Origin of the sequence: Nonomuraea sp. NPDC049709 (assembly GCF_040674815.1) — a bacterium.
Classification (GTDB): domain Bacteria; phylum Actinomycetota; class Actinomycetes; order Streptosporangiales; family Streptosporangiaceae; genus Nonomuraea.
Genome location: NZ_JBFANM010000026.1, coordinates 117854 through 133226 on the forward strand (window position 1 = coordinate 117854; position 15373 = coordinate 133226).

At 70.5% G+C, this 15373-nt stretch carries 12 protein-coding genes; 2 read left to right on the plus strand and 10 right to left on the minus strand.

The annotated features are described in order from the left end of the window. Positions 1 to 23: 23 nt before the first annotated feature. The 10 genes from AB0J69_RS26405 to AB0J69_RS26450 form a co-directional block, all read right to left on the minus strand. Positions 24 to 1064, minus strand: a complete 1041-nt coding sequence (locus tag AB0J69_RS26405) for an oligopeptide/dipeptide ABC transporter ATP-binding protein (protein ID WP_364122341.1) — start codon at positions 1062 to 1064, stop codon at positions 24 to 26. Continuing rightward, a complete protein-coding gene (locus AB0J69_RS26410; protein WP_364122343.1) occupies positions 1061 to 2056 on the minus strand; it encodes an ABC transporter ATP-binding protein in 996 nt (331 codons plus the stop codon). Before AB0J69_RS26410 ends, AB0J69_RS26405 begins: the two co-directional genes overlap by 4 nt. Then, positions 2031 to 3164: an ABC transporter permease gene (locus AB0J69_RS26415; protein WP_364122345.1), complete on the minus strand. Its 1134-nt coding sequence runs from the start codon at positions 3162 to 3164 to the stop codon at positions 2031 to 2033. Before AB0J69_RS26415 ends, AB0J69_RS26410 begins: the two co-directional genes overlap by 26 nt. A gap of 6 nt (positions 3165 to 3170) precedes the next feature. Continuing rightward, entirely contained in the window at positions 3171 to 4169 is a 999-nt protein-coding gene (locus AB0J69_RS26420; RefSeq protein ID WP_364122347.1) for an ABC transporter permease, read from the minus strand. A 9-nt stretch (positions 4170 to 4178) separates the two neighbouring features. Further along, positions 4179 to 6164 carry an ABC transporter substrate-binding protein gene (locus AB0J69_RS26425; protein ID WP_364122349.1) on the minus strand — a complete coding sequence of 662 codons (1986 nt, stop codon included), beginning with the start codon at positions 6162 to 6164 and terminating at the stop codon, positions 4179 to 4181. Between the two features lie 18 nt (positions 6165 to 6182). Next, positions 6183 to 8432, minus strand: coding sequence for an Ig-like domain-containing protein (locus AB0J69_RS26430; RefSeq protein WP_364122351.1), 2250 nt, complete (start codon positions 8430 to 8432; stop codon positions 6183 to 6185). A gap of 319 nt (positions 8433 to 8751) precedes the next feature. Then, complete coding sequence (locus tag AB0J69_RS26435) at positions 8752 to 9774, minus strand: sugar-binding transcriptional regulator (protein WP_364122353.1); 1023 nt, start codon at positions 9772 to 9774, stop codon at positions 8752 to 8754. Positions 9775 to 9998: 224 nt separating this feature from the next. Then, a complete protein-coding gene (locus tag AB0J69_RS26440) occupies positions 9999 to 10865 on the minus strand; it encodes a nucleoside hydrolase (protein ID WP_364122355.1) in 867 nt (288 codons plus the stop codon). Between the two features lie 83 nt (positions 10866 to 10948). Further along, a complete protein-coding gene (locus AB0J69_RS26445) occupies positions 10949 to 12193 on the minus strand; it encodes a hypothetical protein (protein WP_364122357.1) in 1245 nt (414 codons plus the stop codon). Between the two features lie 30 nt (positions 12194 to 12223). Further along, positions 12224 to 13672, minus strand: a complete 1449-nt coding sequence (locus tag AB0J69_RS26450) for a pectinesterase family protein (protein ID WP_364122359.1) — start codon at positions 13670 to 13672, stop codon at positions 12224 to 12226. A 162-nt stretch (positions 13673 to 13834) separates the two neighbouring features. Between AB0J69_RS26450 and AB0J69_RS26455 the strand changes: the two genes are divergently transcribed. Together AB0J69_RS26455 and AB0J69_RS26460 are read left to right on the plus strand one after the other, a co-directional pair. Then, complete coding sequence (locus AB0J69_RS26455; protein ID WP_364122389.1) at positions 13835 to 14143, plus strand: hypothetical protein; 309 nt, start codon at positions 13835 to 13837, stop codon at positions 14141 to 14143. Positions 14144 to 14165: 22 nt separating this feature from the next. Continuing rightward, a complete protein-coding gene (locus AB0J69_RS26460; RefSeq protein ID WP_364122361.1) occupies positions 14166 to 15035 on the plus strand; it encodes a nucleoside hydrolase in 870 nt (289 codons plus the stop codon). Positions 15036 to 15373: the final 338 nt, after the last annotated feature.

Genomic DNA, 15373 nt, shown 5'->3' on the forward strand with positions numbered 1-15373 from the left:
TCGCACGTCAGGTCGGGAGTCGCTCATGCCGTCACCTCTCGTACGTCGGGGTCGGGGACGCCGCGCAGGTCGAGCTCCTCGGCGAAGTGGCAGGCCACCCGCCGCTCCCCGACCTCCCGCAGCGGCGGCGGCTCGGTGCGGCACACGTCCTTCGCGTACACGCAGCGGGGATGGAATGGGCAGCCGGGCGGCACGTGCGCCGGGTCGGCGATGTCGCCCAGCAGCTTGATCCGCTCCCGGTGCCGCTTGGCCGCCGGATCGGGATCGGGCACCGCCGACAGCAGCGCCTCGGTGTACGGGTGCAGCGGCCGCCCGTAGAGCCGCCCGGTCGGGCCCTGCTCGACGACCTTGCCGAGGTACATGACCGCGACCTCGTCCGCGACGTGCTCGATGATGCCCAGGTCGTGGCTGACGAACAGGTAACCCAGGCCCGACTCCTCCTGCAGGTCCATGAGCAGGTTCAGGATCTGGGCGCGGACCGACACGTCGAGGGCGCTCACCGCCTCGTCGGCGACGACCAGCCGGGGCGACAGGGCCAGCGCCCGCGCGATGCCGACCCGCTGCCGCTCGCCGCCGCTGAAGGCGTGGGGGTAGCGGTTGGCGTACTCGGGGCGCAGGCCCACGCGGTCCAGCAGCTCGGCGACCCGCGCGTCGATCTCGTCCTTGGTTCCGTACCTGTGCGCCCGCATCGGCTCGCCGATGATCTCGCGCAGCGTCTTGCGCGGGTTGAGCGACGAGTGCGGGTCCTGGAAGATCATCCGCACCTCGGCCCGGTACGGCTTGAGCTCCTTCTCCGTCAGCCCCGCCACGTCGATCACCGAGCCGTCGGCCCGCCGGTAGAGCATGCGCCCGCCGGTCGGGTCGTGCGCCCGCACGATGCACCGGCCCAGCGTCGTCTTGCCGCAGCCGGACTCCCCGACCAGGCCGAGCGTGCTGCCCGCCGCGATGCTCAGGTCGACCTCGTCCACCGCCTTCACCGCGCCCACCTGCCGGCCCAGCAGGCCGCTGCGGACAGGGAAGTGCTTGGTCAGCCCCTCGATGCTGAGCAGGGGTTCGGTGCTCACGCTTCCTCCTCGTAGAGCAGGCAGGACACCTCGCGGTCGCCCAACGGGATCAGGCGCGGCGTCACCGCGTCGCACCGCCCGGCCAGGACGCGGTCGCAGCGCGGGTGGAAGGTGCACCCCGCCGGCCGCGCGTACGGGGGCGGCACCATGCCCTTGATCGCCGTCAGCCGGGTCCGGGAGGCCCGCCCCAGCCGCGGCATCGAGCGCAGCAGCGCCTGCGCGTACGGATGGCGGGGGGCGGCGAGCACCTGCTCGGCGGAGCCGTACTCGACCACCCGGCCCAGGTACATGACCGCCATGCTGTCGGCCACCTGCGCCGCCACCCCGAGGTCGTGCGTGATCAGCATGATCGCCATGCCGAACTCGTCCTGCAGGTCCCGCAGCAGCTCCAGGATCTGCGCCTGCGTGGTGACGTCCAGGGCGGTCGTCGGCTCGTCGGCGATGAGCAGGGACGGCCGGCACGACAGCGCCATCGCGATCATCGCCCGCTGCCGCATCCCGCCGCTCAGCTCGAACGGGTAGGCGTCCACCCGCCGCTGCGGCATGGGGATGCCGACCCGGTCGAGCATCTCGATCGCGCGCCGGCGGGCCGCGGCCTTGCCGACGTTCTCGTGCAGCCGGACCGCCTCGACGATCTGGCTGCCGATGGTGTGCACGAGGCTCAGCGAGGCCATCGGCTCCTGGAACACCATCGCGATGTCCTGCCAGCGGACCTGCCGCAGCAGCTTGCGGTCGGCGCCGGTCAGCTCGACCGGGCCGCTCTCGCGGTGCAGAGTGATCCTGCCCCCCTCGATCCGGCCCGGCGGGTCCACCAGGCGCAGGATCGAGCGCGCCATGACGCTCTTGCCGCAGCCGGACTCGCCGACGATGGCCAGCGTCTCGCCCTTGCGCACCCGCAGGTCCACGCCGTCCACCGCGCACACCACGCCGTCGTCCAGCAGGAAGTGCGTCCGCAGGTCCTCGATCTCAAGCAGCACGTCGTCTGCGGGCACGTCTGCTCACCTTCCTGTTGCCGTAAGGATCGGCCGCGTCCCGCAGGCCGTCACCGAAGAAGTTCATGGCCACCACGACGACCACCACCGCGACGCCGGGGGCCAGCAGCCAGGGCGCGTTCGCGACGACGCGCACGTTCTGCGCGCCCTCCAGCAGCACGCCCCAGCTCACCGCGGGCGCCTGCAGCCCCAGGCCGAGGAAGCTCAGGCTGGTCTCGCCGAGGATCATGGCCGGGATGGCCAGCGACAGCGAGGCGATGATGTGGCTGGCGAACGACGGGATCATGTGCCGGAAGATGATCGACAGCCGGCCCACGCCGTCCAGCCGGGCGGCAGTGACGAAGTCCTCCTCGCGAAGGGACAGGAACCGCCCGCGTACGTCCCGGGCCAGCCCGGTCCACCCGATCAGCGACAACAGCACAGTGATAGCGAAATATCGGGTCAGCGGCCCCCAGTCCGTGGGGAGCGCCGCCGACAGCGCCATCCACAGGGGCAGCGTCGGGATCGCCATCAGGAACTCGATGACCCGCTGCACGACGTTGTCGACGCCGCCCCCGAAGTATCCGGAGATGCCGCCGATGAACATGCCGAGCAGAAAGCTGGCCGCGACGCCGACCAGCCCGATCGACAACGACACCCGGGCGCCGTGGACGAGCCTGGACAGCAGGTCCCGGCCGTTCCCGTCGGAGCCCAGCAGGAAGAACGGCTCGCCCTTGGTCACGGGGCCGATCAGGTGGATGTCGGACGGGATCAGGCCGAGCAGCCGGTACTCGTCACCGTGCACGAACAGCCCCACCTCGATCACCTTGGTGGGGTCCTCGGTGTAGGTCTGCGCGTACGTCGTCGCGTCGCGTTCGGTCGTGTACCCGTAGACGTGCGGTCCGTGCTCGGCCGAGAACCGCACCACCTGCGGCGGCGCGTACGTCATCGACGTGTTCGCCGTCGAGCTGGACATCGGCGCGAAGAACTCCGCGAAGATCGCCACGAAGTACACCGGAATCAGGATCGCCGCGCCGGCCATCGCCAGCCGGTGCCGGCGGAACTGCCGCCACATCAGCCGCCACTGCGGCAGGGTCCCTACTTCCTTGGTCGGTCGCCTGAGGAACATGCGGCGCTACTCTCTCTTGTACCGTTTGCGGATTCGCGGGTCCCACCACGCCAGCGCCAGGTCGCTCAGCACGGTTCCGATCACGGTCAGCGTGCTGAGGATCATGATGAAGCTGCCGACCAGGTACATGTCCTGGTTCATGACGCCGCTGAGCAGCAGCGGGCCGCCGGTCGGCAGGCTCATGACGACCGACACGATGGTCTCCCCGCCGATCAGCCCCGGCAGCAGCCAGCCCACGGTGCTGAAGAACGGGCTGAGCGACATCCGCACCGGGTACTTCAGCAGCAGCTTCCACTCCGGCAGCCCCTTGGCCCTGGCCGTGTGCACGTAGGGCCGGTAGAGCTCGTCGAGCAGGTTCGCCCGGGTCACCCGGATCATGCCGGCCGTGCCGGAGACCGCGATGACCACGATCGGCACCCACAGATGCCCCATCAGGTCCAGGACCTTGCCCAGGTTCCAGGCCGCGTCCTGGAACTCCGGTGAGAACAGCCCGCCCACGCTCTGCCCGAAGTAGCGGAACCCGACGTACATGAGGACCAGCGCCAGCATGAACTCGGGGATCGCCATCCCGATGAAGCCGAGGAAGGAGAAGCCGTAGTCGCCCCAGGAGTACTGCCTGACCGCGCTGTAGATCCCGATCGGGAACGCGATCGCCCAGACCAGGAGCAGCGAGGCGATCGACAGCACCGCCGACAGGACGACCCGCTCGCCGATCAGCGTGGCGACCGGCTGGTTCCAGGCAAACGATTGACCGAAGTCACCGTGCAGCACGATGGCGGAGATCCACCGCCAGTACTGGACGAAGACCGGGTCATCGAGGCCGTAGCGCTGCCTGAGGTTGGCGGCCTCCGCGGGAGTGATGCCCTCGCCGCCGGAATCCGCGTTCGCGACCAGGGTCGAGACGTAGTCGCCCGGCGGCAGGTTGATGATGACGAACGTGACGATCGAGATCGCCCAGAGCGTCACCACCACGTAGAGGAGGCGGCGGCCGAAGTAACCCAGCACGTCGGCCCCTCAGAGGGAGTACTGCTCGGGCATGGTCGGCCCGGGGTTCACCGGGGCGGCGGCCATGGACTCGGGCACGTTCTTGAAGCTGTTGGAGACGATGCCGTACTCGTTCGGGTACGAGCTGATCCCGATCGAGTAGAACTGCTCCTTGGAGATGCGCACGACCTCCTTGGCGTGCTCCAGCGCCTTGGTGAAGTCGGGCTCGGTGCGCATGGTGGTGAACGCCTCCAGCTGCTTGCGCACCTCCTCCGGCGGCTCGTCGCCGCTCTTGCCCTTGCTGCCGTACCACTGGGCCCAGCGGATGGCGTAGCGGGCGCTGCCGGAGTTGCTCGGCACGTAGTAGTGGTCGCCGCCGGTGCCGGTGATCACGTCGAAGTCGCTGCACGTGTACGCGGACGCCTGCGGGTTGTTGCCCATCGTGCGCTCGTCGTACAGCGTGGACGCCACCGGATCGACCCGCAGCCCGACCCCGACCGCCTCCCAGTCCTTCTTGACGAACTCCAGCGCCTGGACGTGGTGGGGGAACTCCGTGTCGGCCATGACCGTGATCATCAGCGGCTTGCCGTCGAGGCCGAGCCGCTTGCCGTCGGCGTCCTTCTCGGTCAGCCCGGCCTTGTCCAGGAACTCGTTGGCCCTGGCGACGTCGTACTCCGTGTACTGCTTGGCGAAGTCCGCGTCGTAGAGGGCGTTGGCCTTGGAGGGCGCGCCCTGCCAGGGCTCGCCCTGGCCCGCGTACACGCCGTCGATGATCTGCTTCCGGTTGATCGCGTACGACAGTCCGATCCGGAAGTCCTTCTTCCTGAACAGCTCGCGCAGGCCCTCGTCGGAGACGGTCTGGTTGAACTGGATGATCATCGTGTTGCTCAGCCGGCTCTGCACGTCGAACAGCCGGTACTTGCCCTTGGTGGCGTTCTGCGCGACCAGCGGCTTGTTCTCCGGCGTGTTGAAGTTGCGGAGCTGCATGTGGAGCTCGCCGTTCATGATCTTCAGCAGCTCCACCTCGACGTCGCCGAGGATCTCCGACCTGAACCGGTCGATGTAGGGGAGCTGGCGCCCCTGCTGGTCGACCTTCCAGTAGTACGGGTTCCGCTCGGCCACCACCGCCGTTCCCGTGCCGATCGCGCTGCTGATCTTCCATGCGTGCAGCGTGGGGATGTCGGCGTTGTGCGGGACGTCGTTCTTCTGCATGAACAGCTGGGTCCAGTCCTCCAGCTGCTGCTCCTTGGCGAGCTTGTCGGCGTCCGGGTTGTACTTCTTGTGGAACTGCTTGAGGTAGTGCTTGGGCAGCAGGAACCCGCTCGCCCCGCCCCGCTCGAACGTGGCCACCGCGATCTGGAACAGCAGGCCCGCCTTCGGCTCCTTGTAGACGTAGCGGACGGTTCGCTCGTCCACCTTCTCGACCTTGACCCGCTCGGTGGTGCTGCCGTTCTCCAGGTAGAGGTCGTAGATGCCGGTCGTGTGCAGGTCGTGGTAGGTGGCCACGTCCTCGAAGGCGAACAGCATGTCGTCGGCCGTGCAGGGCTGCCCGTCGGACCACTTCAGGCCCTCGCGCAGGCGGAAGACGTATTCCCGGCCGCCGTCCTTGACCTCGAACTCGGCGACGTTGGGGATGATGTCGTCCGGGCCCTTCTGCCCATTGGTGCCGGGCTTGAGCCGGACGAGGGGCTCGTAGAGCGTGAAGATCAGCCAGTCCCAGTCGTCCTCGCCGACCAGGGCCGAGCTCCACGTGCCGCCGTACCTGCCGGGCTCCTGCAGCGGGGTGACGGTCAGCGGGTTCTTCGGCAGGCGCTGCTCCAGCGGCGGCAGCTTGCCGGCCTTGACCAGCTCCGCCAGCGCCGGCGCTTCCTTGGCGGACATGTCGGCGGCCTGCGCCGCGCCGGCGGCGCCCGTGTCCGGGCTGGTGTCGAAGAAGCTGCAGCCGCTCGCCGTGGCGAGCGCGAGCAGTCCCCCGCCGCGGAGCAGGCTCCTCCTCGTCAACGGGTGCTCTGTCATGGGTGCTCCGTTCCAGGTCTAACGATTGACCTTGACCAGGCTGAAGGTCGCCGTGGTGTAGGGGTGGACGCCGTTCGCCTCCTGGTTCCCGTCGACCGCGAGGCCGAGGTAGAACCGGCTGGTCCGCATCGAGATGCGCTCGTAGCCGATACGCGTCCAGTTCAGCGAGTTGTCCGAGAGGAAGGCCTCGAACTCGTTGTCTCCGCCGGTCGGCAGGCTCCGGCAGACCAGGCGCAGCCAGTACGGCTTGTCGTCCAGCGGGTCGTCGCCCGTCGCCGGGTACACGCCGACGCTCGCCGCCGTACCGGTGGAGGCGACCCTGATCGCCTTGGCCCGCTTGCCGTCCTCCGACCACCCGATGCCCGCCAGCATGAACGGCGAGTTCGGCGCCAGGTCCTGCCGGATCATCAGCCCGGCCACGGCCTCCACGTGTGCCCGGCTCACCCTGTCCACCCGCGCGGTGATCTCGATGACCTCGCCGCGCCTGCTGAACCCGACCGCCTGGTAGGCGAAGTGGAAGGAGTCCTTCCACCCGGCGATCTTCCCCGACCCCTTCAGCGTGAGCACGCCGTCCTTGAGCGCCGTGTTCCCGGGGATGGGCACCTGGCCGATGTCCTGCGCCTTCCAGGGGGTGTGCGTGGTGGTGCGGGTGACGTGGATCGGCACGTACGAGGACGTGGTCGCGGTGCCGGTGCTGTCGGTGGCCCTGGCCGTCAGGCAGTGGCTGCCGTCGCCCGCGTCCGCCCACGTCACCTGGTACGGCGCCGCCGTGGCCTCGCCGATCTTCTCCTCGCCCCGGAAGAACTCGACCCTGGCGATGGACGCGCCGTCCAGCGCCTTGGCGGTGGCCTGGACGGTGACGCTCTGCTTGTCGGCGGCCGCCGCGAACACCTGGTCGACCCTGGGGGAGGTGATGGCCACCTCGGGGTTGCGGCTCCCGGCCCGCTGGATGGAGTTCAGGTAGCGCTCCAGGTTCGTGTACCCGCTGCCGTCCACCAATTTGGCGTCGTCGGCGTTGCCCGGGTCCAGCCCCTGTGCGGTCTCCCACTCGTCGGGCATGCCGTCGTGGTCGCCGTCGGCCGGGGCGGGCACCTCGGAGGGTAAGGGGAGGAAGCCGCCCACGTCCTTCTGGGAGTTGATCTGCCGCCCGGTCCCGGTGCGTACCTCGTTGACCAGCCGCGCGTCGATCGCGTCCCGGCGCGGCAGGATCGCCCCGGCCTGCTCCAGTACGGCGGCGAGGGCCTGCTGCGGCGGCTGCTCGGTGATCCCGTTCGCGAACTCCACCGGCTTGGCCAGCAACGTGATCCCGCCGGCCGGGTAGGTGATGCCCTTGGTGTTGTCGGCCGTGATGTCGGGGTGGCCCTCGACCTCGTTGCCGCTGACGTGCCACTGGCCGAACCGGCCGGGCGCCACGATCTCCCTGGCGATCGCGGGCAGCGTGTTGGGGCCCGGCTTGTAGTAGTTGCCGACCACGTTGACGCCGTTCGACCACTCGCCGCCGTAGCAGGACGTGATGCCGTGGTTGTAGATCACGTTGTTGCGGTGGTCGACCACCATGTCCAGGCCCTCGGTGAAGCTGAAGCGCGGGTTGCGGGCGTTCTGGTGGACGAGCAGGTTGTGGTGGTACGTGATGGTGTCGCCGCCCCACAGGCCGCCCATGCCGTGCCGGCCCTTGTCGTGCACCGAGTTCGTCAGGCCCTCGGAGATGATGCACCACTGGACGGTCACGTTGGTGTTGCCGTAGACGGAGAAGCACTCGTCCACGCCCCAGCTGAACGAGCAGTGGTCGATGATGAGGTCCCGCACGTCGCGGGCGCCGAACGTGTCGATCGGGGTTCCGAGCTCGTCGCCGCCGCGGAAGCGCAGGTGGCGCAGGATGATGTTGTCGCCCTTGATCTGGGTCTCGTTGCCGATGACCGTGATGCCGTGGCCGGGGGCGGTCTGGCCGGCGATCGTGAGGTTGGACCCGGTGATGTCGAGCCCGCCCTTGAGCCGGATGTTGCCGGAGACCCGGAAGACGATCGTGCCGTCCGACTTGGCCGCCGCCTCCCGCAGCGACCCGGGGCCGGAGTCGTCGAGGGTGGTCACCTCGTAGACGGCGCCGCCCCGGCCGCCGGTGGTGTACATCCCCGCGCCCTCCGCGCCGGGGAAGGCCGGAACGGCCTGCGCCGACGCCGCCGCCCGCGTGCCGTGCGCCGTCGCCGCGGCGGCCCCGCCCGGCGTCCCGGCCCACGCCACCGCGGGCCCGGCCAATGCCGCCGAACGCACGAAAGTGCGGCGACTGAATTCTGATTGCTGGGGATCGAAGCCAAGGGCCTCGGCCATCGAAACGCTCTCTTTCCGCCCCGGAAATAGGCAGGGCAGTGCCGCCTTTCGGCACACTCCGAACCACGCTGTAGCTAGGTGAGAATTTTTATTCAGCCATGAATGGAGAGGATTCATCACATCGTGAACGACGCGGATGTGACTGTCAAGAGCGGTTTCTCCGGCAGATGACCGGCCGGTAAACTCCCAGCTTTCGTCCAGGAACGGCGAAGGCCGCCGTGCGGCGCACGGCGGCCTGCCAGGGATGGAAGGGGGCCCGGGATCAGTCCTTGAGGAGCTCCTCGGCCACGCCCACGTCGGTGATGAGCGTGTTCACCCACCCGCCCTTGAGCGCGGCCCGGATGGCGGCCGTCTTGCGCCGCCCGCCGGCGATCGCGATGCGCCGGGGCACCCGCAGCAGGTCGGCGGCCGGGATGCCGAGGATGCGCTCCTCCAGCGGCGAGTCGATCAGCCGCCCCTCGGCGTCGAAGAAGCGCAGGCACACGTCACCCACCGCGCCGAGGCCGCGCATGGTCTCCAGCTCGTCCTCGGAGATGGCGTTGCCGCTCTCCTGCAGCAGCGGGGACGGGCTCAGGCTGCCGATCCCGACCAGCACGGTCGTCAGCCGCGACCACGCGTCCACCACCTGCCGCACCACGTGGTCGTCGGACAGCGCCTGCCGCGCCGCCGGCGAGCCGACCAGGCCGGGCGCGGGCAGGAAGACCGGCTCGGCGCCGGTGAGGTCGGCCAGGTGGGCGGCCAGCCGGGTCGCCTGCACCTGCGCGGAGCCCTTGCCGACACCGCCGATGAGCTGCACGACCTCCTCGGCCACCCGGACGGGACGGCGCTGCATCGCCTCCACCGTGGCCAGCAGGCTGGCGCTCCACGAGGAGATGCCGAGGTGCTCGCCGCCGATCAGCGTGGCGTCCAGATGGGTCGCCCCCGCCGAGCCCAGCGCGGCCACGACGTCGTGGTTCTCGCCCGAGGCGTCCACCACGATGATCTGCTCCACGCCGTATTTGCGCTCGAGGTCCTCCTCCAGCAGCGCGTGCACGCCGCTCGGCACCACGACCACGGTGCGCACGATGCCGATCTCCGCGGCCTCCTTGAGCAGCCGCGACACCCGCGGCTGCGAGATGCGCAGCTGCGCCGCGATCTGCGGCTGCCGCACCCCGTGCTCGTGGTAGAGGCGGGCGACCCGCACGAGCAGCCGCATGCGCTCGGACTCCTGGCCGAGCCGGCGACCGCCGAACCTCACGGACTCGCCGCCTGCGCGCCCCTTCTCGAACTGACTGTCAGCTCCCACGATCGCTGGCCTCCGCTTCGGCTCCGCCGCTCATGCTGGTCCGGTGGCGAGCCCGGGCCACTGCCGAGTGCCATTCTGCTAGCGCGCGGCGCCGCGCGCACATCGGGAGAGCGGGCGTGCGGCGCCGGCCGTGGCGGGGGCGGCCCGGACGGCTCCCGCGCCGGACCATACACCGGACGCCGCCCCGGCCGGACGGGCGCCCCCGGACCGGGCGCGACCACCGCCTAGCGGGCTCCCGCGAAGGCGCGTAGCTTCGCGAAGAAGTCCTCGTGGACGAACCGCGCGTCGATCGAGTCATAGGTGCGGATCGGCCGGTTCGCGGCGGAGAAGTCGAGCGAGCCGTCGTAGCGGAAGTTCGGCGCCGGCCGCTCCACCCAGGTCCCGCAGTCGGGGTGCAGCAGCAGCCCGACGGCGGGGGAGTCGCCGAGCGCGCGGAACTCGATCGACCCGCCGTGCTGCCGCTCGTTCCACTCGACGAGCTGGCGCACCAGATATTCGCCGATCTCGCCGCACGGCGCGACCTTCTCGTCGAGCTCGGCGTAGCCGACCGCGGTCATCCGGTACGTCGGCGCCGGGACCTGCCACACCCGCAGCGCCGAGGAGAACACGACGTTGGCCGCCACGATGTCGTTGGACAGGTTGAACTCGGGCCCTCCGTCCTGCGGGCCGCGGCCGTCGTACCCGCCGCCGCCGATCCAGATCACGGTCACGTCCCGCTCGGCGATGCGCGGTTCGAGCAGCAGGGCCGCGGCCATGTCGGTCAGTGGGCCGAGGAAGGCCACGTAGAGCGGCTCGGCCACGTCGCGCATGGCCTCTTCGACGATCAGCTCGACCCCCGGCGCGCGGACAGGGGTGCGGGCGTCGGGCAGCGCGTACGCCGCGCCGTCCGCCACCGGCACCCGGCCGTCGAGCTTCAGCAGCCGCAGCAGCAGCTCGATCTCCGCCCGGCTTTCCTCCAGGCTCTGCCTGGTGCGCCGGTTGCCGAAATGCGCGGGGACCAGGCCGCGAATGTCCAGGCTCGGGGAGAGCAGCGCGTGGACAATGGCGAATTGGTCGTCCGCCTCGTTCTTCGCGTCCGTGTCGACGATCACCCGGCGGCGATGGGAAAACGTCCTTCCCGCCATGCGCCCCTCCCGACTGAATATGCATTCAGCTTAATATTTATATTCCGATATTAGGTTGTGACATTTGTGGTGTCAAGATCCCAGAGGATCACGGAGAGCGCGTGCGGCGAGATGGTGTGGTCGTCGTGCGTGGCGTCCTCCAGCAGGTCCCACCGCCCTCGCTCGGGCCGCCCGCCGGCGAGCAGCCGCACCCGGTCGCGCACCGGGGCCTGGTAGACGCGGTGGCCCACGCCGTTGAAGCAGCACTCGTCGAACCGGTTGAGGATCTGGAGCTGGCCCCGGCCCGCGCCGACGGAGGCCATCACGTACATGTCGAGGAAGTCGTCCGAGCTCGCGGCGTAGAAGCCGGGCAGTGCCGCCTTGGTCTGCTCGAAGTCGCCGATCGTGGGGCTCGGCTTGGGCGAGGCCGGCCGCAGGAAGAACGGCAGCGACCCCGCCACTGGGTAGCTGCGGGTCACGCGGGGGTCGAGCGCCGCGTAGACCGTCGTCGTCCAGCCGCCGCCGGACAGGCCGATCATCTCGACCGACGCGGGCCGGTAGGTCCGCTCGGCGTGGTTGAGGGTCACGGTGAGCGGTTCGAGGAAGAAGGTCAGCGTGGAGAACCCCTCGCTCTCCCACGGGGGCAGCTCCCGGTGGGAGGGGCCCGGGAGCATCGTGCCCGGGTGCTCGGGGTCCTCGATGCCCTGGGCGTTCCAGTGGTGGAAGGGCATCGCGTAGACCATGACGCGGTAGCCGCGGTCGAGCAGGGCCTGGGTGGTGCGGATCATGGTGTCCGGGGGCTCGCCGTGGCCGTTGTGGTAGAGGGCCAGGCGGCGGTTCCACCCCTTGCGGGGGAGGAGGTCGTACACCTTGGCCGTGACCCGGTACTCCAGCGGGACCGTCAGCCGGTCGATGCGGCGCACGCCGGTGAGGTCCTTGAGCTCTGCCGGGGCCGGCACTCCTGTCTCGACGGCCGGGAGGGTCGTGGGCCGGCCCGCGCTCTTCCAGATGTAGCCGGTCATGGCCGCGCGCCTGGCGTCGATGTCCGCGGCATTCGTGATGCCGATCAGCGGCTCGATGTCCACGCCTGCCACGGCGGGCGGGAGGGTCTTGTACTCGGGGCCGAACTTGGCGGCCGACTCCTGGTTCACGGGAGCCACGGGGCGGGGCGGCCGCCTGTCCCCGTGGCCGCCCGTGCTCGTTCCGGCGCTTGCGGCCGCCGCGGTCGGCGCGCCCGCGACCAGCGCGGCGCCCATCCCGCCCAGCACGCCACCCAGCATCCTGCGCCTGCTCGCGCCCGCTGCAACGTCCGTCATTCGGCGACTCCATCCATCCGCGCGTGCATCTCAACGGTGTCCGGGCTCGGGATCCCAGCCCCCCAGTACGAACGCCGGGTCGCTCCACCGCTCGGCCTCGGCGGCGGTGAGCAGGCGGGAGCAGGGCAGCCGCCGCGAGGTGTCCACCGGGCGGCCCTCCAGGTCGGTGCTGCCGTACTCCCAGAAGGACGCCGACCGTGCCTGGGCACAGTCGTTCGGGTCGATCTGCCACCCCACCGGCGCGATGTGCGCGTCCATCGCCGTGTCGATGAACACCGCCTGGCTGTGCGTGAACCGCCACACCGCGCTCCGGCTCAGCACCACCGACCCGTCCGGCACCCCCGGAGCCCGCGTCAGCCGCGTCCGCACGAACACCGCCCCCGGCCGCGTGGCGTCGTTGCGGCTCTGCGAGATGTATCCGGCGTCCGTCGACTCCAGCACCGAGTCCTGGATGAACACCGTCCCCGTCCCCCACACGAAGTCCGTGTCGCCGCTGATCCGGCTGTCCGTGACGAACCCCTTGCCCTGCAGCCGCAGCGTGTCCTGGTTGCTGCGCAGGTCCACCCGCTCCAGCACGATGCGCTCGTTGTTGCCCCGGAACGCCTCCGCCTGCGACCCGCCGTCCGGGGTCGTGTTGTGCAGGGTGAGGTCGCTCAGCCGGAAGTCGGCCGCGTCCACGCCGAACGACGCCCGCCAGCAGTTGTGCAGGTCGGAGGTCTCCAGCACGCGGCGCGGGCACACGTCCGCCGGACCGCCGTCGCTCAGCGCCTTGTCGCCGTTGCGCAGGTCGTTGTTGGGGTACCGGATCACGGTGCGCCCCGCGCCCGCGCCGCGCACGGTGACGTGCGGCCGGTCCTCGCGGACGTAGACGATCTCGGTGTAGACGCCGGCCTTCACGTCGATGGTGACCGGCCGCCGGTTCCCGGTCGGTACGGCGTCCACGGCCCCCTGCACGGTGCAGAAGTCGCCGGTGCCGGAGGCGGAGACCGTGAGATGGCGGGGATCGTCGCGGACCGGCCGCTTCCTGGTGGTGAACCGCCAGCTCCCGTGATCCCGCACCCCGTCCCAGCCGGGGAAGACGCCGGGGTCGACGGTGACGTAGTACTCCTGGCCGTACTCGAGCTGGTGGTGCGGGTGGACGGTGGCGCTGTCGCCGTCGATCATGATCGACTCGTACGAGAAGTCGTGCGGGAGGCCCGTGTCGGAGATCGCGCTGCCGATGTTCTTCCTGTCGGCCCTGGCCACGGCGGCCTCGATGCGGTCGGCGAGCGACCCGTCCGCACGGCGGATCTCGATCGCCCCGGAGGAGCCGAGCCCGGGTGCGGCCCCCGGGAAGGTGATCTTCAGCGGCGCGTCCACGCAGGTGCCGCGGCCCTGCCCCGGCACCGAGAGCCGCGGGCCGCCCGCGGCGGACGCCGTGCCGGGGGGACATAAGGCGAGCGCCGTCGCCGCCACGAGAACCGTGATCGTTGCCTTCACCTTCGGCCTCTCTGCTGGCGAATGAATACTGGGCGATGAATATATATGTAGACCGGCTGTCAAGATCGGTCAAGGGTTGTGAGCCTTGTCCGCGCGGACGGGTTCGTGGCATGCTGGCGGCCATCCCCGAAGTGACACGTGTAGACTCCGGAGGCCGCGCGCATCGACGGGCTGGGGTGGTTCGGGGTGTTCGCCCGCATCTACCTGCCGCTCTCCCGGCCCGCCCTGGTGAGCGCGGGGCTGACGCTGCTCATCTTCCAGCGGCAGTCCTACGTCTGGCCGCTGCTCATCGGCACCGACGCCGCCCACCAGCTCGGCCCGATCGCGCTGGCGAACATGCGGGGCCAGTTCACCATCGACTACGGTCAGCTCTTCGCCGGCTCCATCGTGCTGACGGTCGTCCCGCTGCTGATCATCCTGCGCTTCCAGCGACACTTCACACAGTCCATCGCCACCACCGGGCTCAAGTAGCCCTCCCCGGGGAAAGGTCATCATGGCTCCTTCGACCATGCGCGTCATCTTCGACACCGACATCGGCACCGACGTGGACGACGCGCTGGCGCTCGCCGTCCTGCTCGGCTCGCCGGAGGTGGACCTGATCGGCTGCACGACCGTCTACGGGGACACGCTGCTGCGGGCGCGCCTGGCCAAGCGGCTGGCCCGCCTCGCGAACCGCACCATGACCGCCCTGCCCGGGGCCGCGCGGACTCTGACCGACCGGCCCGTCTGGTGGGCCGGCCACGAGGGCAGGCTGTTCGCCGACCTCGACGAGGAGGCGGTGGACGAGGGGGACGCGGTGGCGTACCTGGTGGACCGGGTGAGCAGCGCGCCCGGGGAGGTGGACGTGGTGGCGGTCGGCCCGCTCACCAACATCGCGCGGGCGATCACCGCTTCGCCGTCCTTCGCCCGCGACGTCCGGCACCTGTGGCTCATGGGCGGCCGCTTCGACTCCACCGATCCCGAGCACAACCTCAAGTGCGACCCGGAGGCGGCGGCCATCGTCTTCGGCTCGGACGCGCCGATCACGGTGACCGGCCTGGAGATCACCACCACCGTACGCATGGACGCGACGGCGGTCACCGCCATCGCCGGGGCCGGCCGGCTGGGCGAGGCGCTCAAGGCGGAGATCGAGCAGTGGTGGCGGTTCTGGAACGCGGAGTGGAACAGCCCCCATGACCCGATCACGGTGCTGACGATGCTGGAGCCGGACCTGTTCGCGTTCAGCCCGGAGGGGCGGGTCGTGGTGGGGGCGGACGGGTCCAGCACATTCACGCCGGGGGGCGGCCGCACGCGGCTCACGACGTCCGCGCCGGCGGAGCGGGTCGCCCACGAGATCGTCCGCCGCATCGTGGCCGCCGCGTAGCCGGGGTCGGCTCCTTGCGGCGTCAGGGTGGCTGGTGGCGCCTGGCGGAGGGGCTGACGCCGCGGGCGCGGTTGAAGCCACGCCGAAGGCGAACGCGTCCTCGTAGTCCACCTTGCGGGCCACGGCGGCGACCGTCCATCGGGGGCGGGGTCCGCATGCATGCGGCGCAGCGCCTCGCCGACGGCCGGGTCGCCCAGCGCGCCGTACCACGCGGGGAGCCCCGCCCCCCGGCCCGGCGCACCAGGCGCGCAGCGCCAGGACGAGCGCCAGGACGAGCGCCAGGTCCAGGAGGCGCTCGCCCACGTCGCCGCGGAGCGGGTGGGCCGATCGACCGGGTG